Consider the following 20461-nt stretch of genomic DNA (forward strand, 5'->3'; position numbering starts at 1 on the left):
CTTAACTGGTGATTGGTCTCACGATGACCGGCATCGTGATCGACGCCAGAGCGGCGCCTGTCGCTCGGTCCTTCGTGGTGAAGGGGTCCGAGACGTCTTCCACCCGGCTGATTCCGGGTTTGTGGGCGAGGATGAAGTCGGCCGCCGCGTTGACTGCAGCGAGCGCTTCGTCACGGCCGACCGCGAAGCTGGTCAGCCGAATCAGGGGGCGGCGCGGGGTCTTCCGCACCAGCCAGGGCCCGCGCAATACGGCGGGCCCGCCGTCGTTGGCCACGAGAACGGTGGGCTTGCCGGCCGTGGGCCGGTAGTCATCGTCGACTTCGAGCGTTGCGGTCCACAGCGGATGCGTGGTCGACCAATCGGCCTTCAGCGCTTCCTTGATCGCCTTGGCCGGATCCGGTGCGGGCATCAGCCCTCGGCCGCCTGTTGGGCCGCGCGGGTAGCGATTCCGTGCTTGGCCTGCAGGTCAGCGGGAACCACGATCCCGACGACCTCGCGATCGGTGTGATAGACCTTCAGGAACACGTCGCGTTCGTCGAGGTCGGGGTTGTCCGCGAGGATCTTGGCCCGAATCTTCTCGGCGGCAGCGCGTTTCCCACCGTCCACGTTGTGCAGGATCCGGGCAACCGCCTTGGCGTTGCGCTTGAAACCAGGCTTGGCCATCACGCGCCCTTTCCGGTGGCCGATCGGCACACCACCACGACACCGCCGCGGCCAGTGCGCGGAGACCGCCACACCTGCACGCGGGAAAGACATGTGCGCGATCGGACCTCGACCTGGTCGTCGTCCTTGACCTTGTCCGCGTCGGCCAGCCGCAGGTACACGGTGAACTCGGCTGCGTCCAGGTCGCCGCCCTCACCGAACTGGCGAGTGGTGTTCCCAGGCGCGATCGCGATGGGTGTCAGCACCACCGCGGTCCCCGGAGGAACAGGGTTGCCGTCGTCGTCGTTACCGAACAACGGTGTCACCGTCACGGTTTCAGCAGCCATCAGGGCTGCGGCTCCAACCGGTACAGGTCCAGGATCGCCTTCTCAGCGGCCGAGAACGTCGACCCGGCCGACGCCGACCCCGTATCAGGGAACTTGAACGGCCCCACGGTCTCACCACCACCGGCGCCGACGCGATCCACTGCGGCCAGGACCGCGGCGTTGAAGTCGGGCGCTGTCGCGAAACCGTGAGTGATGGTCGCGGTGATGCCGCGGTACTTCCCGGTCCAGCAGCCTCGAGTTGCCTTGCGGACCAGGCCGCGGCCGGACCACTCGACGCCGTCGAGGTCTACCGCGGTGCCGTCCTCGGACAGCTCGGTCAGATCGACGAGTCGAAGGGTCGGGAACACCAGCAGCGGTGATCCCGGCCCGTCGATCGTCACGATGGCCTCGACCTCGGGGATTACGTGCCAGCCGCAGTAGGCGCGGGCCGCCGCCAGAGCACCGGTCAGCAGCAGGCCGGTACGTGAATCCGTCTCGGCCAGAAGGCCTTGCGAGTAGGCCGCGACGTCAGCCGCGGTCGGCTCACCCGTCACTGGGTCAGGCATCGCCCGACTTCGACGGCTTGTTCATCGCCCGCGAGACAGCCTCGGCCCGCTTGTCGGCCGCCGCGCTCTTGTTCTCCGGCGTCTTGGCCTTGTTCGGGGCGGTCTTCGCCTTGGCCGCGGCCTTCGCGACGGGCTTCAGGCCGCGCTTCTCGGCCTCGTCGTCCGGTAGCAGCACGGTGGTTTCCATCCCGCCCGGCACGTTGATCACGTATTCCTGCATCGTGATTCCTCGCTCTCAGGTGCAAGAACGGTTACGCCGCGCCCAGACTCGGGCCAGGCGCGGCGCTCCCGTCAGTGGATGGGTCAGGCGGTCCAGTCGAACGTGACCTTGCAGAAGCCGAGCGGCACACGCACTGCCAATGCCGTGCGCTCCTCGGCTCGCACGGTCACCAGGTTGCTGGTGAAGTCCGACGCGTGCTGCGTGGCAGCCTCGACTCGGACGCCACCTTTGCGGTACTGGGTGGCGGCCATCTTGTAAGAGCCCACCAGTGCGGTGCCGGCGGCGATGGCCGGGGTGACCACCGTGCGCTGGCCCCACAGCGGCGGGTCCATCGGAACGCCGCCCTGCCCGTACTGGCCGGCGAAGAACCCACCGCCGTAGTACTGGTCGTTGGCGTCCTTGGCCAGCCGGAGCTGCTGGTAATCCGTCGGGTTGATGACGATGCCGTCGGGCGCCAGACCGGAGTTGACGTCGATCTTGGTCAGTGCCCGGAACAACGCGTCCGCGTTGTCGCCCGGGCCGGCCGAGGTCTCGGTCTGGATACCGGCGCGGTTCAGCAGACCGGTCAGGTTCTGGCCGGTGCCATCACCGTTGAGCAGCTGCTGCTCCTCGAAGTAGGCCAGTCGGTACAGCAACCGGTTGTTGATCTCCGACACCAGGAAGTCGGCGTCTTCGAGGAACTCGTCGGTCATCTTGATGAAGCCGGCGATCTTCTTCAGCGCGTCGGTCACCTGCGTCGGGTTGACGAAGTGGATCTGCGGCTTCGCTCCGGCCTCCGCGACCGTGGTGAAGTCGCCTTCCATCGCGCCTTCGACCAGGTAGCTGATCGCGTTGCCGCTGATCGTGCCCTGGCTGAGCAGATCGGAGACCGTCAGGCGGATGCGAAGCGCCTGGACGATGGTCCGGTCGAAGTCGGTCAGGAACGGCGCACCGGCAGCCCAACCGCCCACGACGTGATTGTCGGCGGCGGCCTTGATGCCGAAGTCGGGCGCGGCGAACGTCAGACCGGTCTGGCCCTTGGCGTCGATCATCCGCTGGTGCGCGTGCTTGACGAAGTGCTCACCCAGGCTCATGGCCTTGGCACCTTCGTCGGGGGCACCGCCGGGGGTGACGATGCCGGCCTGGGGGTTCAGCGCCGCCAGGCTGTCGAGCTGGCCGAGGATGGCGCTCGACTTGGCCGCTGCCACCAACGCCTCGTTGATGCCCTTGATCTCGGTCAGGTACTCACCGATCTCCTGCTGCTCGTCGACGGTCAGATCGCGCTTCTCGCCCTTCGCCTTCTCGGCGACGGCCTGCGCCTTCTGCACCAGTTCGTCGCGGCGCTCCTTGCTCGGCACCGCGGTATCAGTTCCGCTCATGCTTCCATGTCTCCTTGTGCTGCGATTTGGATTTCCATCAGCGCCAGGGAGACGGACGGGCTTGGCGTGGTCGCAGCCGACGACGACTTCTCAGCCTCGGGCGACGGTTCCTTACCGCTGGTCTTGTCCTGGTCTTCTTCGTCTGCCTCGTCGTCGGATTCGACGGCGGACAGCACACCTTTGATCGCGGTCACGATCTCCTCGGCCTGGGCCAGCGCCCCGCGGAGCGCGTCCTCGTTCTTCGACGACAGCGCCCGGCCGGCCTTGGACCGCATGGCGCTGGCCAGTGCCTTCACGGCCAGGATCTCGGTCTCCTGGTTGGCGCCGATCGGCACGATGCTCACCTCGTACAGATCGAGCTCACGCAGCTCGTAGTACGCGTCGCGCCAGGTCTTGTCGTCACCCTCGGGCTGGATATAGGCCCCGTCGACGACGTGGTAGGCAAACGACATCTGGTTCACGCGGCCGGATCTCAGAAGTCGATAGGTCTGCGCCGACTTCGGCGATTCCATGTCGAGCTTGCCGTGGACCTTCAGGCCGCGTTCGTCCTCGGTGGCCTCGATGATCTCGCCGAGATTGAAGTCCGGGTCCGCGGTGTTGTGGCCCCACAGCAGCGGGATGGGCACGCCCTTGCGTTCCCACTCGGCCAGCGTGTTGGCGAATGCGCCCTTGATGACGACGTCGCCGTAGCTGTCCTTGTTGCCGAACACCGAGGCGTAGCCGATGAATTCGCCCTCGGCCAGGCCGTCGGTCTTGAACTTGACGACGACCGACTTGGTTCCGGCTGTCGGCCGGTCAGACGGTGACATTGAACGCGTGCCCGTTGTGTCGGTGGCTGCGGCCATTCTTGGTCTCCTCGCTCGGATCAGCCGGATCGTCGCCCGGTGCCGGTTCGGCAGGTATCGGTTCCTTGTCACCGTTCTGGGTGACGTTCAACGGCACGATCAACTCGTCGCCGCCGTCGATCGCAGGCATGTTCAACTTCGCTCGGCCCTCGTTGCGGGTCATGTAAGGTCCGCCGATCGCCCGCTGCAGGATGTCGCCCTGCTCCTCGAACGAGCCCGCCAGTTTCGTCTGCAGGTTGAACTCGCAGTAGAACCGGCGCCGGTCGACCAGCTTCGGGACGAGCTTCTTGTTGATCCGCTGCGCTGTCCGCTCGATCTCCGGGCCCAGGTTGTCGCCGTACAGCGCCTTGCGAAACTCACGTACATTCGAGTAGTTCGCGTTGTCGAGGATGCCGACCATCGTCGGGTTGATGAAATACACCTGCGCGCAGGTCTCCAGCGACAGCTTCGCGGCCTCGACGTACTGATTTTCCTTGGCATTGAACCCAACTTGCTTGAGCTCCATGCCATCTTCGAGCAGTGGTGTGCCACCAGCCTTGGCTCCGCGATCGCCGGCATACGAGTTCTGCCACTGGTCGATGAACCGAGAGCGAGGACTCGGGTGGCCCTCGCCTGCGGACTTGCCCCAGTCCGGGGCGCCAACGGGACGCGTCAGGTAGGCGCCCACCCGACCGCCGCGCTGCCACATCTGATCCCGGTACACCTGGGAATGGATCTGCTCGGCCAGAATCGCTTTCAACGCATGCACCGGAGACACCCCAGACCTCGGGTCGACCGGATTCCATCCGTGAAACACGATCATGTCCTCGGCCGGCACCTCTACGTACTTTCCGGCCGGTGTCCCCGGCATCGCGACCTTGTACCCTTCGACCCGGAACGCAGTGGCCCCAACAGTTCCGATCACCCATGGTGTCGGGATGTGCCGAATCACCCAGCCCGACGGCGCCCCCAGATCGCGGCCGACGTACCAGTAGGTCTCGTCGTACAGCATCCGGGATGCGACGGTCGCCTCGATGAGATCGAACTGCGTCATCTCGTCGTTGGGCTCGTCGAGAAGGTCGAACAATGGCCCGCCGCGCACTCGGTTTCGCCCATCCTCGGCGTCGCGCTCGAACACGTGGATGCCGAGGTGAGCGATGTTGCGCGAGACGAACCCCACGACCGTCCGCAGATGCGGCTGCTCCCGCCACAGCTTCTCCACCGGCTGCGTCAGAACACCTTTGAGGTACTCGTCGAGCGACATCCCCTCGGGGATCAGTTCAACGCTCGGCCGCAGCGGGCCAGCGACTTGCGGCGCTGACGCCGGCGGATTGAAACCCAGCCAAGAGGCTAGACCCACTGTCGTGCCTCCTTACAGGATTGCCAGGTCATAGTCTTCGTATGCCGAGCGACCCTCGGCTTCCTTCGCGGCCAACGCCCGTGACAGCGCCATGATCAGTGCAACAACGCCGTCGATCTTGTCGCCGGCGTTCTTCTTGTCCGGCTTCACGTTTCCGGCCGGGTCCATCGCGACCGCGAAGTTGTCGATCTCCCATCGCAGCAGCGGATTGCCGCCGTGCCGAATCATCGGCTTCACCGGTAGCCCGTCGTCGTCGGTCTTCGCGCCGACCCGGACCAGCCGCTGCAGGTCCCGTGTCGGTGCTGACATCGACGCGAACCCCTGGCCCATCGTGATCATCGGCGCGCCCTCGGTGATCAGGTTGTTCACCAACTGCGAGGCGTGCCAACGGTCGTACGCAACCTCCTGGGCGAGGAACTCATCGCAGTCACGTTTGATCTGTGCCTCGATGAAGTCGTAGTCCGTCACGTTCCCCGGTGTCGTCGTCAGCCAGCCCTGCTTGACCCACGTCGACGCCGCCCCCGCGGTGCGCTCATCGAGGTACTCCACGGAATCCTCTGGCGCCCAATGACGCGCCAGCACCTCGAACGCGCCGTCGTCAGCGGGAAACACCCACACCAGCGCCGTGAGGTCGGACGTCGAACCGAGGTCCAAGCCGCCGTAGCATTCCCGGCCGGCCAGCCGAGAAAGATCCACCATGCTCGCGTTGACGTCCCAGTCCTCAACTTCGAGGTACCGGGTCTCCTGCTTCGTCCGGATCCCCAAGTGCAGCCGCAGGAAGCGGGCCAGCTCGGCCGGATTGTCCTTCGCCTTCTCAGCGGCCTCGGCCATGTACCGCTTCGTCGGGCTCACCCCGTACCCGGGATTGGCCTTCTTCCAGGTCGATTCGGCGAACGGATCGTCACCTTTGACCAGCTTGCCGTTCTCGTACTCGGGTTTCTCCGCGGCGAATACCACGCCGTAGGTGGTCGGCCGCTTCAGCACACCCCGGGCCAGCTTCTCGATCAGCTGCCGTTTCTCGTCGTACGGCGTGTGCCGCTTCCCAGCATCAGCGGTCGTGATGAAGATGATCAGCGGCTGCTCACGCGAACCGGTGCCGGTCTCCAACGCCTCGATCAGATCCATCGTCTTGTGCAGGTGCAACTCGTCGACGATCGCGCCGTGAATGTCCGCGCCGTGCTGGGCATCACCCGCGTTCGCGATCGGCTGGAAGTAGCTTCCCGTGGCCGCGTGCGTGATCCGATGCTTCAGCGCCCGCAGATGCCGCTTCAACCCCGGTGACTTGGACACGATCTGACGGATCGGGTCGAACACGAACCCGGCCTGCCCCATCGTTGTCGCCGCCGCGATCACCTGGGCGCCGTGCTCCCCGTCGGCCGCCGTCAGGTAGATGCCCCACCCGGCCGCCGTCGTCGTCTTGCCGTTCTTACGCGGCATATCGACGTACGCGACCGTGATGATCCGCACCCAGTTCCCTGAGTCGATCGATCGATGCACCCACCCGGCGACCGGGGCGATCATGTACGCCACCTGCCACACATCCGGATCGAACCGCTGACCCGCAAACCGGCCCTTCGTGTGCCGCAGCTGGCGGAACGCCGCGATAACCACGTCCACCTTGGCCGGATCGAACCGGGCCCCGGGCACCTCGCGCGGCTCCGGCGTCTTGACCAACGGCGGGCAATCCGGCGGCGGATACCCACGGTCCTGCAGATACCACGCGACCTCGGGGCTGAGCTTCAGCGCATCGAGATCAGCATCAGCCCAAGGGCCGTCGTCAGTCGTCGTCAGTGCCGGTCGACGCGAACGGGTTCTTCTCGTCGTCACTTCCGCCGTCCTGCTTCGACACATTGCGCTCACCGGCAGGCGTCAAACCGAACTCGCTGGCATACTGCCGGAGCTGCGTTGATGCCTGCTCGGCCACCCGCACCGCGGGGTGCACCGCAAGCCGACCGCTCTCCGGGTTCAGACTCGTGATGCCGTCCCGGTTAACAGCTTTCGTCGCCTCCACGAACCGTGCCCACGTCTCGCAGTAGGCGGCCAGCGTGGCCCGGTCCTCCGGCTTGATCAGGTCCAGGCGCTGCAGACCCGGCGTGACACGCTTCCACTCGGCCTTCGCCTCACGCGACAGCCACGTCGGCGGGTTCGGAGCGGCCCGTTTGAACGCCGGAGGCGTCGCGACCGGGCGGCCGGCGCTGTCTTGACCCTCGCCGCGGCCGTTCAACAGCAGCAGCTTGGGCGGTTGCGCACTAGGCATGCGGTCCACCGAAAAAAAGTCCCGGGGTTGTGCAGAAAAAAGTTTCACCACCGCAGCGCGTCGCATCGTCGCAGGTCAGGGCGATTTTGACCCCATACCCCTCTGACCTGCGCAAATGCGTCACGACGCTGTCACCTCGGTCTCGATCTGGTCGCGGGTGCGGTGGGTGAACATGACCTGCTCGTGTCCGCACTTGAGGCAGGCCAGGGTGACTTCGTTGGCCTTGCCGCGTCCGGTCTCGGCGTAGTGGGAGACGGTGAAGTCGTGTTCGCAGTGGGCCATTGAGTTCACCTCGCTCTGGTCTTGCCGCGCTGTGCGTCGGCGGTTGTCTTCTCGGTGTGGTGGCCGTGGCAGAGGGCCATGAAGTTTCGGGGGTCGTACTTGGCGCCGCCTTCGGCGAGCGGTGTCACGTGGTCGACGATGTCGGCGAGGCGGATGCAGTCGGCCGGCCATTCGCACATGTGGTGTGTGGCGAGGTAGGCGTCTCGTGCTGCTTGCCATTGGCGGTCGTTGCCGCTGTCGTGGGTGGAGCCTTCCCAGGCGGGGCGACAGGTGCATGGCCGGTTTTTGGGGGCGGGTTGGCCGCAGCGGGCGCAGACCCGTGGGGGTGCGTATGGCATGGGTTCGGGGGCCAGGTACGGCGAAACCCCCAGGTGTCTGGGGGTTTTGGGCAGCGTCTTCGACTGGCAGATCGAAGTATACGCAGGTCAGCGGGTTGGTGTGTGATCGGTGGTGGTGTGGCGTGTCGGTGCCATCAGCTACTGGGTCTTCGGATTCGTCAATTCTGCTGTCGTGGGTGCTCTGGTGTTCGTACGATGAGCCGGATTTTGGTCGAGAGGGGATGCAGATGTCGAATCCGAATAGCCGTGATGTGGTGCCGAATCCTGATGGTGGTTGGGATGTCGTGAAGCCAGGTGCAGCCAAGGCGAGTGCTCATCTGCCGACTCAGGCTGATGCGATTGATCGGGCTCGGGAGATCGTGCACAACGCAGGTGGTGGCGAGGTTCGGATCCATGGTCGGGATGGGAAGATCCGGGATTCGGACACGATTGCTCCGGGCAACGATCCGAATCCGCCGAAGGACAAGCGGTAGGGCGGCGTCGTGAATCCTGAGATTCCGGAGCCGGGCCCGTTCCGAATCGCTGAGGCACTGGACCAGTTCCGGCTGGTCCATCCGGAGCTGGGCGACGATTTCGATGAGCTCGCCCGGTGTATCAAGGCGTTGGAGATTCAGACCGACAACCTTCGGCGGGTGCTCGGCATCACCGACTGGTAGCCGATAGAGCTTGCCTTATGTCGGGTTCGTTCGGGTTAGTCGCCTGTTCCGGAGCCAACGGAATCGTTCAGTTTCCCGAACAACGCCTGCGGTCGCGGATAGTCCTTGTACTCCTCGGCGAAGTCGGGGTCTATCGCCGCCAGGTCGTAAAGCTCCTGGCAGGCCGGACAGTCGGCAGTGTCGTCAATCGGTACGTAGCTATCGAACTCGACGCAGTAGCGAGCTGCCGGGTTGTGTCGTTGCATCAGAGATCCCTTCGCCGATAATTTCGCGTTGCGGCCTTGTGCCGGAACGCATTTCCCTATGTCAGGGCTGTGGTGCGGCCACGAGTTTGCAGTCCGCTTCACCCGTGCGAATGTGTCGCCACTCCAACGGCCTGGTCGCCCAGTAAATGACCTGCGAGCAGTGCTGGCATCGTTCCTGTTTGCTCATGGCGTTCTCCATTCACCGATAATGTTGCGTTGCGGCCTTGTGCCGGAACGCATTTCCCTATGTCAGTCGATCAGTTGACCGTCTGGACCTTGGCCAGACTCGATGAGGCGGGTCCAGTCGCTGACTGGAAGCTCGACGTTTTCCCTGCACCGGGCGCACGTGAACACCTCGCCCGGCCCCTGCAGGACGGCGTATCGCCTACCGCAATTGCGGCATGGGCGCATCACTCTCACGGATTCCTCCTAGCCGATAATTTCGCGGTATGTCATTTGGCCGCTGAATGTTTCGCGCGTAGTGCCCGGGCTTGGGACAGGCTGAAGACGCGAGGGTCGCCGCGGCGGATGCGGAATCCGACGATGCGGCCCTGGTGGATCCAGCCGCGTGGTTGGAGTTTCTTCGTGCGTATCCACTCGTAGAGCTGCACGCGGGAAACCTTCTCGTCGAGGTCGGCGAGCACTTCGAGCAGCTTCGGCTCGGGCAGCAGGTCGCGGTCGACCGCAGCACGTAACCGGTTCTTCGCGACGTCGCTCTTGGCGTCGCAGTTGTGGCAGACCGCGAATTTCTCGTCACGGTCGGCGTACAGGCTGGTGCCGCATTCGACGGGTTTGCCTTCGCGGTCATGGCCTTTGACGGTGGGGCAGGGGCCGACGAAGATCCGTTCTTGCCGGTTGATCGCTTTCCACAGTGGTGCTTGCCGGCCGATCTCGTCGTCGGCGACCAGGGCGTTGATGTCGCCGTAGATGTCTCCGCCCTTGGGGTGGTGAGCGATTCGCTGCACGTTGTGGGCGAGGGTGCGGGCAATGTCCGGTGTGGCCATGTGGTCGACGCGTAGACCGGGCAGCCCGGGCAGCGTGGTGAGCGTGTTGAGCGCCGCGACGAGGGTGGTTCGGGTGGCGCGTTCGGTGTCGAGCGCGGTGAGGTTGATCGGGCCAGGGTCGCCGTCGCTGTGGCCGATGGGGTTGCCGTTGGTGAGCTGGTCCTGGCGGCGGATGGTGGTGGCGAGTTCGTTGAGCAGCCAGGGCAGGTCGTCGAGCAGGGACCGGAGCGTGATGGTGCAGCGGTTGCACAGGTAGACCTGGGTTTTCGCGCCGCAGTGTTGGCAGGGGGTCACTGTGCCACCACGCTGACGGTGATCTGGACGCCGGGTGTCTCGTCGAGTTCGGCCAGCCGCTTGCGGGCTCGTAGGTCGATGACTGCGGAGTCGTCGGTGAATACGGTGTGGGTGAGTGCGTCGAGTACGGCGCGGGCGAGTTTGTCGGTGTCGGGTCGTTTGATGGCTGGCGGTGTGGATCGTTTCGGTGCTGCGGCCGGCCGGGGCATGACGAATCCGAGGTCGACGACGAGTGCGCATTTGTCGATCGGATGGCTGAGTCCTGTTTGGAGCATCGCGTTGTGTGCGGCCAGTGCGATGCGTTCGCGCCAGGGTCCGACCTCTTTGGAGGATTCGACGAGAATTCCGCGACCAACGTGCCGCTTGCTTCCCTGTGGTGCGGGTTTTCCGGGCACGAAGAATTCGACAATCGGCGCGAGTAATTGGTCCATTGCAATTCCTCTCAGAAGGGGCATTCGATGGCGGTGATGCGGGCGTAGGTGTCGGGGTCGATCCAGGGCATGTCGGATCGGGTGTCTCGGCAGGAGTCGGGCCAGGTGCGTCCGCATTGGTGTGCGGCGTGGACGAATCCGCGTTCGGGCCAGCGGGCGAAATTCCATCGGGTGCGGCGGCCTGGCCGTCGGGTGCCGATGGCTGGGACGTGGTAGGTGGCGACGCCGGCGAGGGTGGCCCCGATTTCGGCCTGTTGGTTGATGCGGACGGGGTCGAGTTCGGTGTAGACGCCGCCGACGTATCCGCGCCACACGATGGCCTTGCACGTTCCGCAGCGGCCATCGCGCAGCGGGGTGGTGATCAGGTACTGGTGGGTGGGCAGTTCCTTGGGTTTACGCGGCGCCATGGGACCACCTCGCGGAGTTTGCTGGCGAGGCCGATAGGGACAGATGGGACAGATGTTTTCCTATTGCAGTGCCGAGAAACGCATAATCCGACGTAATCACCTTGAAAACTCCCCTGTAGGAACAAACCTGAAAACATCTGTCCCATCTGTCCCTAAATAGCGTTTGAACAGGAAAAATAGTAGGGACAGATGGTGATTTTGATCTGTCCTCCATCTGTCCCATCTGTCCCTGTAGGGACAGATGCAGGGACAGATCATTTCGACCATCTGTCACTTTGCTGATCCTCCTCAGCGACCAGGGCGAGACTCTCGTAAAACCGAGTCGACATGCTCTTGACGGACTTGATGCCGAAGCGGCTGGACAGGTCGCGGCCGAGGGTGACGGCGTTCATCTCGCGCGCCCCGTTCTCCTTCGCCCACCGCTGATACCGGGCCAGCACGACGGTCGTCTTGGTCTTGACCGTCATGCCACCGCCGACGTGGCAGCACTCATCGAGGAACCGCCCCAGCGCGTCCTCTTGCTCGGCGTACTCCTCGGTGGCCTCGGCGACCGAGGATGGTTCGTCGATCCCGTTGGCGAGCATGTCGACGGCCCCGGCCACGATCCACGCCAGGATGGCCGGGCCCTCGCCGTCGACCAGGTCTCGGGCGAGGTTGGGGTTGCGTTCATCGGCGGGCACCGCGTGACGGAACGGAATGAGCCTTAGACGCCGCCAGAAGGAATGGCCACCGGCCGATACTTCGGGCTGGTGATTACCCATCAGAAATAGGGTGTGGGTGGGTTTGAAGTCGAAGAAATCGCGGTGCATGAATCGGCCGGTGAGTTTGTCGCCACCGGTCAGCAATTTCAATTTGGCTTCGTCGAATCGCGAGTCTTTGTTGACCTCGGAGCAGACGACGAGCCGGGCTCCGTTGAGTCGGGCGATCTCGGTTTCGTGCTTGGTCTGCCCGGCCAGCAGGAACGTTGATGGCGCGGTGAGGGCGTAGTCGCCGAGTACCTCGACGAGCACGTCGAGCAGCACGCTTTTGCCGTTCTGGCCGCCGCCGTGCAGGAACGGCAGCACGTGTTCGGACACTTCGCCGATCGCGGCATACCCGGCCAGCCGCTGGACGTAGCGGATCAGGTCCGGGTCGCCGCCGAACGTGGTCTGCAGGAATCGGTGCCACTGGGGGGCGGGGAGGTCGCGGTTGTAGCCGACGCCGGCGGTTTTGGTGTGCCAGCCGGTCGCGGTGTGCGGTGTGAGGCTGCCGGTGCGGAGGTCGACGATGCCGGCCGGGGTGTTGAGTGCGTATGGGTCGGCGTCGAGGCGGTCGAGTTCGACGCGCATGTCAGGGGCGCGGCGTGCGAGCGCCACCATGGCTTCGAGTGCGGTGCGGGACAGGCTCTTGATCTTGTGTTTGGCGTGGTCCTTGCTCAGCGTGGGGTCCAGGGCGCTGATGACGGCGCGGGCGGCGGTGAACGCTGCGCCGTCGTCGGTGTTGACGGTCCAGCAGGTGCCGTCCCAGGACAGCCATTTGCCCATTTCGGGGCAGTACCGCAAGTGGTGTCCGTGTGCGGCGGCGAGGAGTTCGGCATTGCCGGTGTCGGTGAGGTTGTCGATGGCGACCCTGACGGTCTGCTTGGGGGCGAGCTGGGTCACGGTGGCGAGTTGCCCGTCGCTGTCGCTGGGTGCGGTGCTGGCCGCCGGGGTCGGCATCGGGTGCACGGTGGCGCCCGGTGCGATTTCGTTCGGGTCGACTTCGGTGACGGTGCCGGTGATTTCGTCGAGGTGGCGGTGCTTGCCGAGCTCGGCGGCGAGCCGGTCGTCGCTCATTGCGGCGACCTGGTCCTCACCGAACCGGATGGCGTCGGCAATCTCGTAGACGCCGACTTTGCGGGTGTCGGTGCCGCGGTTGCAGAGTTCGCGGAATCGAGCCTCGAGGATGCGTTTGGCATCGTTGTAGAGGCCGGCGTCGAGGCAGCCGCGGCGGTGGGCCGCGGCGAGTCGGACGGCTTGGGAGACGAGCCAGGGGTGGCGGGCGTCGGGGTTGTCGGTTTTCCATCCGTCGACGACGGTGGGCCAGTACGTGCACATTTCGCGGTTGCCCCATTCCCACGCGGCGGGTGGGGAGACGATGTCGCCGGTTTCGCCTTTGTCGGTGTCGGTTTCGTAGATACCGGCCTCGTTGAGCCGTTCGTCGATCTCACCGACAGACAGCGGTGTGCCGCCCGGGTAGGGCTCGGCGGTCACCGGCACAGGCGCGTTCTTGTTGTTGGTGGTGCCGGGTGCGCGCAGGATGCGGGGCAGGTCGTAGACGTTGTCGACCTTGGCGCCGTGGTGGCTGGCGACGAGGGTGGTGAGGCGGCCCCAGCGACGTAGCAGCGCGGCCATCTCGGTGCGGCAGCCGTCGGTGATGTCGCCGTCGTCGACGATCCAGTAGGGCTGTAGGCCGTGGCCGCTCTTGACGATCGCGCTGGGGTGGGCGCCGAGGAGGTCGGCGAGTTCGTTGATGATGGCCCATGCGGATTGCATGGTGGGGCAGCCGGTGGGTTTGATGTCGAGGTCGCACCAGAGGGCGGCGAGGCGGGTGACGTCGTCGGCGGTGCCGCGGCCGGCGTTGGTGCGCACCGGGCCGGCGGTGGGGTTGACCTGGTACCAGATGTCGGCGGTGTCGGGGAGCTGGTTGACGTAGGCGGGTGCGGCTGTGGGCGGCAACACCGCGGTGCTGAACTGTCCGTTGGTGCTGTGGCAGATGCCGACGTGTTCGGTGTCGGTGTAGCCGAGGAGTTCGAGCAGTTCGACGAATGTCACAGCGCTGCGGCCTCCTGGTTTGCGATTTCGAGTAAGACGTCGGCGTGGCAGTTGATGTGGCCGAGCGATCCGTTTGGGTACACACGCCGGGGTGGGCACCAGCACGCAAGGTCGTGGCCGGCCAGCTGGGCACGGATCTCGTCGACGCTCGGGTAGTCGGGGTAGCGACCATTGAGCAGGTCGCACTCGAAGTTCCATGCAGCGAAGTGCCGCGCGGTATCGAGGTCGCAGTAGGCGGGTCCGCCGTGGTGGTCCATCGGTGATCCGTGGACGCGGTACATGGTGCAGTACCGGCCGGGCTCGGTCGTGATCCGAATCGGGTTGCCCCACTTGGTGGGTCGACCGACGTAGATGGTGCCTTCGGGCATCCGCCAGCCGGCGGTGCGCTTGCGCTGGATTCGTTCGGGCATCAGTCGGGCCACCTTCCGACGTAGACGTTGCGAGGGTGACCGTCTGCCCAGTGCGCATCGAATAGTTCCCACGTCCACGAGCCGTTGTCGGCCTCGAAGCGCATGAACCGTCTGCCGCCCTCGGCGTAGAACGTGGTGATGTCCCAGCCCATCGCATCGGCTGGCATCGCGCCTCGGTCGACGAAGTTCTTACTGACCAGGATCAGAGGTTCGGCGTTCTCGACCGTCGTGGTTCTCGTGATGTAGTCGCGCACAACGAGCGGAGGGTCACCGAAGGCGCCCCAGTCGCATTCGATGCCGTGGACGCAGCCGGGTTCGTAGCCTTCCCAGTGGGGTCGGCCGCATTCGCATTCGCCTTCGGGGGTAATTCGGAGTTCGATGCCAGCAGTCACCGTGCACCGTCCCGCAGGATTGCTTCGGCCTCACGCCACAGGTTGCGGGCGGCACGCCGCGACTCGAATGCCTCGCGTGTGTCGTCGGCACGCATGAGGACCCATCCGGCGCTGTAGATGGCTGCGTTGATGGCGCCGAAGATGACCCAGCCGAGCGGCACGGCAACAGGTTTCGGAAGCTGGCGCGTCATCGGGATGCCTCCGCAGCGGCCTTGGCGGCGAGCAGAGCTGACACGTAGGCATCGACCTCGGTGACTGGCATCGGGGTTCGGATGCTGGTCATGGAAATGCGTGGTACGCCGTCTCGGTACCCGGTTTCGATGCGGAGCTTGCCCGGGTAGTTGTGGTCCGAGCTTGGGACCTGCCAGAAGTCGTCGCCCCACTCGGGGTCGATCTGTGTCTCAGCGAGTTCGACGGTGGCGATGCCGGCGGTCTTAAGCGCGGCCAGGATGTTGCGGGCCTCGTCGTTGAGGATCTCGGCGATGGCGTCGCTGCTGACCCAGCGCGGTCCGGCCGTGAGGCGATCCACGAGGTTCTGCGACAGGGCTTCGGCGATGACGGTTACGGGGCGGTCGGTCATCGTTTCCTCCACATTGATCCGGTTCGGGCTCGGCGAGTTCGGTGCTGGCAACACGATTCAGCGGTCACGGAATCGCCTCCCAGCTAGTGAGTTCGGCGCGTTCAACGTGAGCGGTGCAGCCCCATGCGCGGAGCTGTTCGCACATCTCTACGACGGGGCCTCGGGTGAAGAATCGGCGCGTCGGTGCGATCGGCACGAGAATCAGCGTGGAGCCGGACCAGCCGACGTCGGGCTCACCGGGATCGCCGTACCAATGGGTGTGCCGAGCCGGGTCGGCAGCGCCCTCGGCGTAGGGGCTCAGGTCAGCTGGCAGCCACGCCGGGCCGACGCCGTTGCTGTAGTCCTCGATGATCTGTTCCCAGAACTCGAATGTCTGCTCAGCGAATGGGCAGCCGTCGGGCGTGGGCCACGCGTCGACGACGAGGCGGTAGACGTACTTTCGGGCGGTCATGCTGTGGCCCCGAACAGTTCGAGCTGGCCGACCGGCTCGGTGTCGGCCAGGCCGAGCACCGTCAGCATCGCGTCGTCGACGTTGTTCCGGTCAGCCTTGCGTGCTTCCATCAGCACGGCCCGCAGCTCCACCGGCAGGGCCTGCGCGAACCGCTTGAGCTGCGTCCAGGTGACTTTCACGATGGCACGGTCGTCAGGGTTGCCACCCTCGATGCCCGACGTGGTGACCTGATACGAGCGCAGCCACCCGGGCACCAGCGCGCGTCCGGGTGGCCAGCATCCGCCGGCCTGGCTCGTCTTGAGTCCGCGGATGCCGTAGTCGGGATCGATGAGCGCGATCGGCATCACGTGGCGCGCAGCGACGTACAGCAGCCAACGCTGGTCCTCGGTGAGCGTCGCGGCGGCCATCAGGCACCGGCCTTACCGGCCGAGGGAGCTCCCTTACCCACGCCGCCGAAGCTCCGAGACGACACCGAGAGTTTCGGGCCCGGCTTGCGGTTGTACAGCGCCATGATCGTGCAGGCCGTCAGCACCGGCAGCGTGCCCTGCTGCATTTCCCGCAACGCCGTAGCTTGCGTCTTGAGCTGGCGCGGCAGCACGTCGAGCAACGTGTCGACCAGGCGGGCCAGGTCGACCTGTTCGCGCAGGTTGTGCAGGATCAGCGCCAGGCCGTGGATGATCGGGGCGTCGAACGCGTCGCGGCGCCGGCCCCAGATGTCGATGATCAGCCCGAGAGTCTCGTCGAGGAGCGCGTCGTCGATGTCGGCGACCTTCTCCAGGGCGCCGACGCAGCCCACGCAGCCCTCCTGCGGTGCCGGGTCGACCTTGAGTCCGTGCTTGTCGAGAACGCGTTGGATCTGGGTGACGATCCAGTCTCCTGACGCGAGGCGGGCCTTGTAGTGCTCGAAGATGTTGACCTTCTTGCGTTCCCGGTTCAGCCGGTCGAACAGCTTCGCCTCGTCAGCGACGGTGAGACCTTCGTGGACGGTGGCGACGATCGTCGCCGCGTTGTTGAGGCGGAGCGTGGCGGCCCAGCGGTGCTGACCGTCGACCACCGCGTAGCGCGGGGTGCGACCTTCGCCGCGGTCGGACACTTCGATGACGCCGGCCAGACGGCGGTCCCAGGTGGCGGCCATCTTGCGGGCGCGGGCTTCGTCGACGGGCCGCTGATAGGTGGGGTCGGCGAAGAGGTCGGCGGCGTTGAGCGCGGTGACGTAGGTGTCGGACATCAGACACCGGCCTCGTCGATCGCACGGATAGTCGGGCACGGCGCGTCTTCAAAGCACCCGTGGCAGTACGTGCCGCTGACGCTGCTGGTTACCGTGTAGTGGATCTCCCGAACCGCGTTGATCCCCTGGGTCTGCCGTTCGGCGAGCTGAGCGGTCGCCGTGGCCGCGTCGGCGGCAGACAGAATGCCGAGCACCGCACCGTGCTTGATCGCTCCGAGGGTGTCGATGTCGGGTGATTCGCCGAGCGGTTCGGTCTCGTCGTCGCAGGCGTTCATCGTTGAGCCTTTCCAAATCCGCTGGTGCTGTTGTGAGTTGTGGGTGGCGCGGGCCGGGAGCCGTCGAGGGGGTGACTCCCGGCCCGCAGGGTTCGTTACTGCTGGCCGCCGGCGGTTGCGGAGACGAGCAGCGCGGCCTGGGCTTCGGGGGTGAGGGTCGCCCACACTTCGGCGGTGATGGTGGCGGGCAGTCCCGGCGGCAACGCCGCGGCTGCAGGGGCCGCGGCTGGCGCTGGTGCCGGAGCGGCAGCGGGTGCTGGTGCTGGCGCCTGCTGCGGAGCCGGTGCAGCCGCGGGTGCAGACTGGCCCAGACCACCGGCGCCGCGGGCAATCTTGATGCCGAACTCCTTGACGGTGTTGCCGCCCTGCAGATTCACGATCCCGTCCAACGTGATCTTCACCAGGTCACCCGGGTTCGGATCAGCGGCCATCACCGCGCGCTTCAGGCTGACCTGGCCGCAGGTGAGCTGGACGATGTCACCGGCGGCGTGCCGGAAGCTCTGGCCGGACTTGTTGTACGAGTCGGCGTCCTCGATCAGCTCGATGGCCAGCTGGGGGCAGGGGTTGCCGTTGAAGTCGCTGCCACCGGTGGGCGCGTATTCGAGCACCCTGCCGGTCACGTTCTGGCCGGAGTTGTTGCCCCAGCCGATGTAGGCGCCGCGGGGTACGTCGATCTCTTCCCAGTTCGTCATTTCGGTGTGTTCCTTTGTGTGTTGGTGTGTTTCATTGGTGTGCGTCTGTTTCACGCCTCGACGCCCGGCGAACTCTTCAGGTGCCCCATTCCCGGACTGTCATGCCGAGCTCGCGGGCCACGGACTCTTCGATGCGCGCGCCACGGCTGTTCTGCCAGCCGGGAAGCAACATCACCTCGTCGCAGTCCAGCAACTGCCGCAGCGCCAGCCGCATGTAGAACTGCCACGGCTTATCCGAACTGCCGCCGTCATTCTCGGCGGGGTTCTGCACCTGGTGGCCAAGCCCGCGCAGGTGCTTAGCAACCAGGTTGAACATCGGATAGTTGAACTCCGGGATGCCCGACATGGGCCCGGCGATGTAGATCACTTCGCACCTCCGGTGCACGCCGCCGGACTCGGATGGTTGCCCGTCGGGGTGAAGAACGGGCAAAAACCGCAGTTGTCAACGGTTTTCGGGAACCACGCCCACCGCTCGGGATGCTGCTCAACCTCGAAGTCATGGATGAGCACGATGGCGTTGTCGAGACGTTCGAGGGTTTCGTCGACCAGGGCGTCGTTGTACGGCTCCGTCCACAGGTGGCTGGTGGACAATTGGCCGGCGCGGGGCAGGAACCATATGCCGACGCGCTCGACGTCGAAGCCCTCGTTGCGGTAGCCGCGTCCGTAGGCGTGCGCCTGGCGGCGGTACACCTCGGACGGGCCGCGCTTGCGGTACTCCGTCATCTTCGAGACGCCCGGCACCTTGAGGTCCAACACGGTGTTGGTCCAGGTGTCGAACAGGTCGCACGAGCCAGTGAGGTCCGGCCGCACGGTGACGCGACGCTCGGATAACCACCGGCCGATCGGCTTCCCGTCGAGCCATGTGCACCGCTGGGTGTTGTCGATGAGGTGGGCAGCGACGATGCGACCGTTGTCGAGCGCCACCGCCTCCTCTAACTGGGCGTGGACCGCGGTGCCGACGTAGGCCGGCAGCGGGTCCCCGGCCGGGTTGATCCGCTCGACCTGCATCAGCTTGCCCGCCAACTGCCGCAGGCACGGATGCCCAACCTCGCTCGGCCCGATCGCCTTCTGCCGCGACCGAGGCCGCGACGCATCATGCTGGCGGATCAGCGTTTTCAGGTCACCGAGCAGCGGATCAGCACCGTTGCTGGACGGCACATCCACCTCGGTCCACAGCGTGTCCTGCGTGGCAGTGGTCGACGACGGTTGTCCTGTATCGACCGTCTCCCACGCGATGTCGGCTACCGCGGTCATCTACTTGACCTCGAACCTGCGGACTTCGCTGGTCGCCTTGCACTCCTCGTACACCTCGGGGTGCAGCGACTTGAGCAGCTTCTGATCCAGCGACGTCCGCTTCGACGTCTTCCAGGTGACGACGGGGATGCCGTCGAGCAGTCCGGTGTCGTCGGCGCCGAGGGCTTCCTGGATGGCGGCCTTGGCGGAGGCTTCGAGTTCGTCGATTCGGGCCGCGAGCTTCGCGCGTTCGTTGCGGCAGTAGGTGAGGATCTCGACCTGGGCGCGTACAGGTGTCAGGTCGGTGCTCATGGCTGCGCGTACACCGGCATGTCGAGGTGATCGACCACGGTAGCGGTGAGGTCGGCCCACGCCTGGCGCACGATCTCGCGCGTCGGGAACAACTTCACCGCCAGCTTCAGGTGGCCCTCGGTGACGTTGACCCGGAAGTAGGCCGCCACCTCGTACAACTTGGGGTGGCCGTCCCACGGTCGCAGCGACAGCTTGATGTGCTGCGGCACTTCGAGCTCGCGACCGACCGCGCCGGCCCGGGTAGATACCTCGACCTTGTAGGTCAGCGTCTGGCCGCCATTGGCGCGGTTGATCGACGACTCGAACTCGCCCTTGGTGGAGGCGCGGACGCTGTCGATGATTTCGAGCAGGTCGGCCTGGTCCGGGGAGGTGATGGTGTGGCGCAGCTCCTCGACGATGTCGCCGAACGGTTCCTGCGCCATGTACTGGCCCGAGAGCTGATGCCACCGCTTCCAGTCGGGATCCTCGGCGAGCTGCAGCGCGAGAATGTCGTCGCGCCACCCCGGGGTGCCTTCACCGGCCGCGCCGCTGTGGTCGTTGTAGACGGCTTCGATGCGTCCTCGGCTGGCATTGCCCCACAGGGTGGAGGTGGCCAGCGGCAGCGGCCGGCGGTCCAGCTCGGCCAGGAACGAGTCGACGTCGCTGACGGTGCGGGTGCCGGCGGCGCGGTAGGGCGTCGGCGCCTGGTCGGTCTCGTCAATGGTGCGCACTTCGAGGCCGCGGCCTTCGGTCACGGCGACGGCGTGGCGAACGGTCGGCCGGGTGCCTTCGACGATCTGCGCCTTGCGTGGGCCGTGCTCGACGGTCGCCATGATGTTGCGCAGCTCGCCGGGCGTCGGATTCGGTTCGGTCATAGTGGTGTTCCTCTTCTCGGTGGTTGGTGGTG

At 65.7% G+C, this 20461-nt stretch carries 32 protein-coding genes; 2 read left to right on the plus strand and 30 right to left on the minus strand.

What is annotated here, in order from left to right:
• Position 1: 1 nt before the first annotated feature.
• From AC4LGL_RS32840 to AC4LGL_RS32895, 12 genes are all read right to left on the minus strand, one after another.
• Complete coding sequence (locus AC4LGL_RS32840; RefSeq protein WP_491842411.1) at positions 2-409, minus strand: hypothetical protein; 408 nt, start codon at positions 407-409, stop codon at positions 2-4.
• The gene (locus AC4LGL_RS32845) at positions 409-663 is read right to left on the minus strand and encodes an HMG-box domain-containing protein (protein ID WP_491842412.1); all 255 of its coding nucleotides are present in this window, start codon (positions 661-663) and stop codon (positions 409-411) included. Before AC4LGL_RS32845 ends, AC4LGL_RS32840 begins: the two co-directional genes overlap by 1 nt.
• On the minus strand, positions 663-989 hold the full coding sequence (locus AC4LGL_RS32850) for a hypothetical protein (RefSeq protein ID WP_491842413.1): 327 nt from the start codon (positions 987-989) through the stop codon (positions 663-665). Before AC4LGL_RS32850 ends, AC4LGL_RS32845 begins: the two co-directional genes overlap by 1 nt.
• The gene (locus tag AC4LGL_RS32855) at positions 989-1534 is read right to left on the minus strand and encodes a hypothetical protein (protein WP_491842414.1); all 546 of its coding nucleotides are present in this window, start codon (positions 1532-1534) and stop codon (positions 989-991) included. The genes AC4LGL_RS32850 and AC4LGL_RS32855 overlap by 1 nt, the downstream gene beginning before the upstream one ends.
• Positions 1527-1754: a hypothetical protein gene (locus AC4LGL_RS32860; protein ID WP_491842415.1), complete on the minus strand. Its 228-nt coding sequence runs from the start codon at positions 1752-1754 to the stop codon at positions 1527-1529. Before AC4LGL_RS32860 ends, AC4LGL_RS32855 begins: the two co-directional genes overlap by 8 nt.
• An 83-nt stretch (positions 1755-1837) precedes the next feature.
• Positions 1838-3112 (minus strand): phage major capsid protein, encoded by a 1275-nt coding sequence (locus AC4LGL_RS32865; protein ID WP_491842416.1) that lies wholly within the window; start codon positions 3110-3112, stop codon positions 1838-1840.
• Positions 3109-3921 carry an HK97 family phage prohead protease gene (locus tag AC4LGL_RS32870; RefSeq protein WP_491842417.1) on the minus strand — a complete coding sequence of 271 codons (813 nt, stop codon included), beginning with the start codon at positions 3919-3921 and terminating at the stop codon, positions 3109-3111. Before AC4LGL_RS32870 ends, AC4LGL_RS32865 begins: the two co-directional genes overlap by 4 nt.
• Entirely contained in the window at positions 3908-5296 is a 1389-nt protein-coding gene (locus tag AC4LGL_RS32875; RefSeq protein WP_491842418.1) for a phage portal protein, read from the minus strand. Before AC4LGL_RS32875 ends, AC4LGL_RS32870 begins: the two co-directional genes overlap by 14 nt.
• A gap of 12 nt (positions 5297-5308) precedes the next feature.
• Positions 5309-7123: a terminase large subunit gene (locus tag AC4LGL_RS32880; RefSeq protein ID WP_491842419.1), complete on the minus strand. Its 1815-nt coding sequence runs from the start codon at positions 7121-7123 to the stop codon at positions 5309-5311.
• Positions 7074-7553, minus strand: coding sequence for a phage terminase small subunit P27 family (locus tag AC4LGL_RS32885; protein ID WP_491842420.1), 480 nt, complete (start codon positions 7551-7553; stop codon positions 7074-7076). Before AC4LGL_RS32885 ends, AC4LGL_RS32880 begins: the two co-directional genes overlap by 50 nt.
• A 120-nt stretch (positions 7554-7673) precedes the next feature.
• Entirely contained in the window at positions 7674-7835 is a 162-nt protein-coding gene (locus AC4LGL_RS32890) for a hypothetical protein (protein ID WP_491842421.1), read from the minus strand.
• 5 nt (positions 7836-7840) lie between these two features.
• Positions 7841-8014 carry an HNH endonuclease gene (locus AC4LGL_RS32895; protein WP_491842422.1) on the minus strand — a complete coding sequence of 58 codons (174 nt, stop codon included), beginning with the start codon at positions 8012-8014 and terminating at the stop codon, positions 7841-7843.
• A gap of 386 nt (positions 8015-8400) precedes the next feature.
• On the opposite strand from AC4LGL_RS32895, the gene AC4LGL_RS32900 reads away from it, so the two are divergent.
• Positions 8401-8646, plus strand: coding sequence for a DUF2188 domain-containing protein (locus AC4LGL_RS32900; RefSeq protein ID WP_491842423.1), 246 nt, complete (start codon positions 8401-8403; stop codon positions 8644-8646).
• A gap of 9 nt (positions 8647-8655) precedes the next feature.
• Entirely contained in the window at positions 8656-8829 is a 174-nt protein-coding gene (locus tag AC4LGL_RS32905) for a hypothetical protein (protein ID WP_491842424.1), read from the plus strand.
• Between the two features lie 35 nt (positions 8830-8864).
• Here the strand turns inward: AC4LGL_RS32905 and AC4LGL_RS32910 are convergent, their stop codons facing one another.
• The 18 genes from AC4LGL_RS32910 to AC4LGL_RS32995 all read right to left on the minus strand — a co-directional run bounded on the left by AC4LGL_RS32910 (position 8865) and on the right by AC4LGL_RS32995 (position 20429).
• Entirely contained in the window at positions 8865-9074 is a 210-nt protein-coding gene (locus AC4LGL_RS32910) for a hypothetical protein (RefSeq protein WP_491842425.1), read from the minus strand.
• 452 nt (positions 9075-9526) lie between these two features.
• Positions 9527-10372 (minus strand): hypothetical protein, encoded by an 846-nt coding sequence (locus AC4LGL_RS32915; protein WP_491842426.1) that lies wholly within the window; start codon positions 10370-10372, stop codon positions 9527-9529.
• Positions 10369-10803 (minus strand): RusA family crossover junction endodeoxyribonuclease, encoded by a 435-nt coding sequence (locus AC4LGL_RS32920; RefSeq protein WP_491842427.1) that lies wholly within the window; start codon positions 10801-10803, stop codon positions 10369-10371. The genes AC4LGL_RS32915 and AC4LGL_RS32920 overlap by 4 nt, the downstream gene beginning before the upstream one ends.
• Positions 10804-10814: 11 nt before the next feature.
• Positions 10815-11210: a hypothetical protein gene (locus AC4LGL_RS32925; RefSeq protein ID WP_491842428.1), complete on the minus strand. Its 396-nt coding sequence runs from the start codon at positions 11208-11210 to the stop codon at positions 10815-10817.
• A gap of 254 nt (positions 11211-11464) precedes the next feature.
• Positions 11465-14002, minus strand: a complete 2538-nt coding sequence (locus AC4LGL_RS32930) for a DNA primase family protein (RefSeq protein WP_491842429.1) — start codon at positions 14000-14002, stop codon at positions 11465-11467.
• Positions 13999-14412 carry a DUF4326 domain-containing protein gene (locus AC4LGL_RS32935; RefSeq protein WP_491842430.1) on the minus strand — a complete coding sequence of 138 codons (414 nt, stop codon included), beginning with the start codon at positions 14410-14412 and terminating at the stop codon, positions 13999-14001. Before AC4LGL_RS32935 ends, AC4LGL_RS32930 begins: the two co-directional genes overlap by 4 nt.
• On the minus strand, positions 14412-14804 hold the full coding sequence (locus AC4LGL_RS32940; protein WP_491842431.1) for a hypothetical protein: 393 nt from the start codon (positions 14802-14804) through the stop codon (positions 14412-14414). The genes AC4LGL_RS32935 and AC4LGL_RS32940 overlap by 1 nt, the downstream gene beginning before the upstream one ends.
• Entirely contained in the window at positions 14801-14995 is a 195-nt protein-coding gene (locus tag AC4LGL_RS32945; protein WP_491842432.1) for a hypothetical protein, read from the minus strand. Before AC4LGL_RS32945 ends, AC4LGL_RS32940 begins: the two co-directional genes overlap by 4 nt.
• Positions 14992-15384: a hypothetical protein gene (locus AC4LGL_RS32950; protein WP_491842433.1), complete on the minus strand. Its 393-nt coding sequence runs from the start codon at positions 15382-15384 to the stop codon at positions 14992-14994. Before AC4LGL_RS32950 ends, AC4LGL_RS32945 begins: the two co-directional genes overlap by 4 nt.
• Before the next feature lie 64 nt (positions 15385-15448).
• On the minus strand, positions 15449-15835 hold the full coding sequence (locus AC4LGL_RS32955; protein WP_491842434.1) for a hypothetical protein: 387 nt from the start codon (positions 15833-15835) through the stop codon (positions 15449-15451).
• Entirely contained in the window at positions 15832-16242 is a 411-nt protein-coding gene (locus AC4LGL_RS32960; RefSeq protein WP_491842435.1) for a hypothetical protein, read from the minus strand. The genes AC4LGL_RS32955 and AC4LGL_RS32960 overlap by 4 nt, the downstream gene beginning before the upstream one ends.
• Positions 16242-17063 carry a DUF6551 family protein gene (locus AC4LGL_RS32965; RefSeq protein WP_491842436.1) on the minus strand — a complete coding sequence of 274 codons (822 nt, stop codon included), beginning with the start codon at positions 17061-17063 and terminating at the stop codon, positions 16242-16244. The genes AC4LGL_RS32960 and AC4LGL_RS32965 overlap by 1 nt, the downstream gene beginning before the upstream one ends.
• On the minus strand, positions 17063-17338 hold the full coding sequence (locus AC4LGL_RS32970; RefSeq protein WP_491842437.1) for a hypothetical protein: 276 nt from the start codon (positions 17336-17338) through the stop codon (positions 17063-17065). Before AC4LGL_RS32970 ends, AC4LGL_RS32965 begins: the two co-directional genes overlap by 1 nt.
• A 95-nt stretch (positions 17339-17433) precedes the next feature.
• A complete protein-coding gene (locus AC4LGL_RS32975) occupies positions 17434-18030 on the minus strand; it encodes a hypothetical protein (RefSeq protein WP_491842438.1) in 597 nt (198 codons plus the stop codon).
• A gap of 76 nt (positions 18031-18106) precedes the next feature.
• Positions 18107-18397, minus strand: coding sequence for a DUF4406 domain-containing protein (locus AC4LGL_RS32980; RefSeq protein ID WP_491842439.1), 291 nt, complete (start codon positions 18395-18397; stop codon positions 18107-18109).
• The gene (locus AC4LGL_RS32985) at positions 18394-19284 is read right to left on the minus strand and encodes a hypothetical protein (protein WP_491842440.1); all 891 of its coding nucleotides are present in this window, start codon (positions 19282-19284) and stop codon (positions 18394-18396) included. Before AC4LGL_RS32985 ends, AC4LGL_RS32980 begins: the two co-directional genes overlap by 4 nt.
• The gene (locus AC4LGL_RS32990; protein WP_491842441.1) at positions 19285-19575 is read right to left on the minus strand and encodes a hypothetical protein; all 291 of its coding nucleotides are present in this window, start codon (positions 19573-19575) and stop codon (positions 19285-19287) included. It abuts the gene before it with no gap.
• Positions 19572-20429, minus strand: coding sequence for a DUF2303 family protein (locus AC4LGL_RS32995; protein ID WP_491842442.1), 858 nt, complete (start codon positions 20427-20429; stop codon positions 19572-19574). Before AC4LGL_RS32995 ends, AC4LGL_RS32990 begins: the two co-directional genes overlap by 4 nt.
• Positions 20430-20461 lie beyond the last annotated feature (32 nt).

The organism is Mycolicibacterium arcueilense (genome assembly GCF_058536225.1).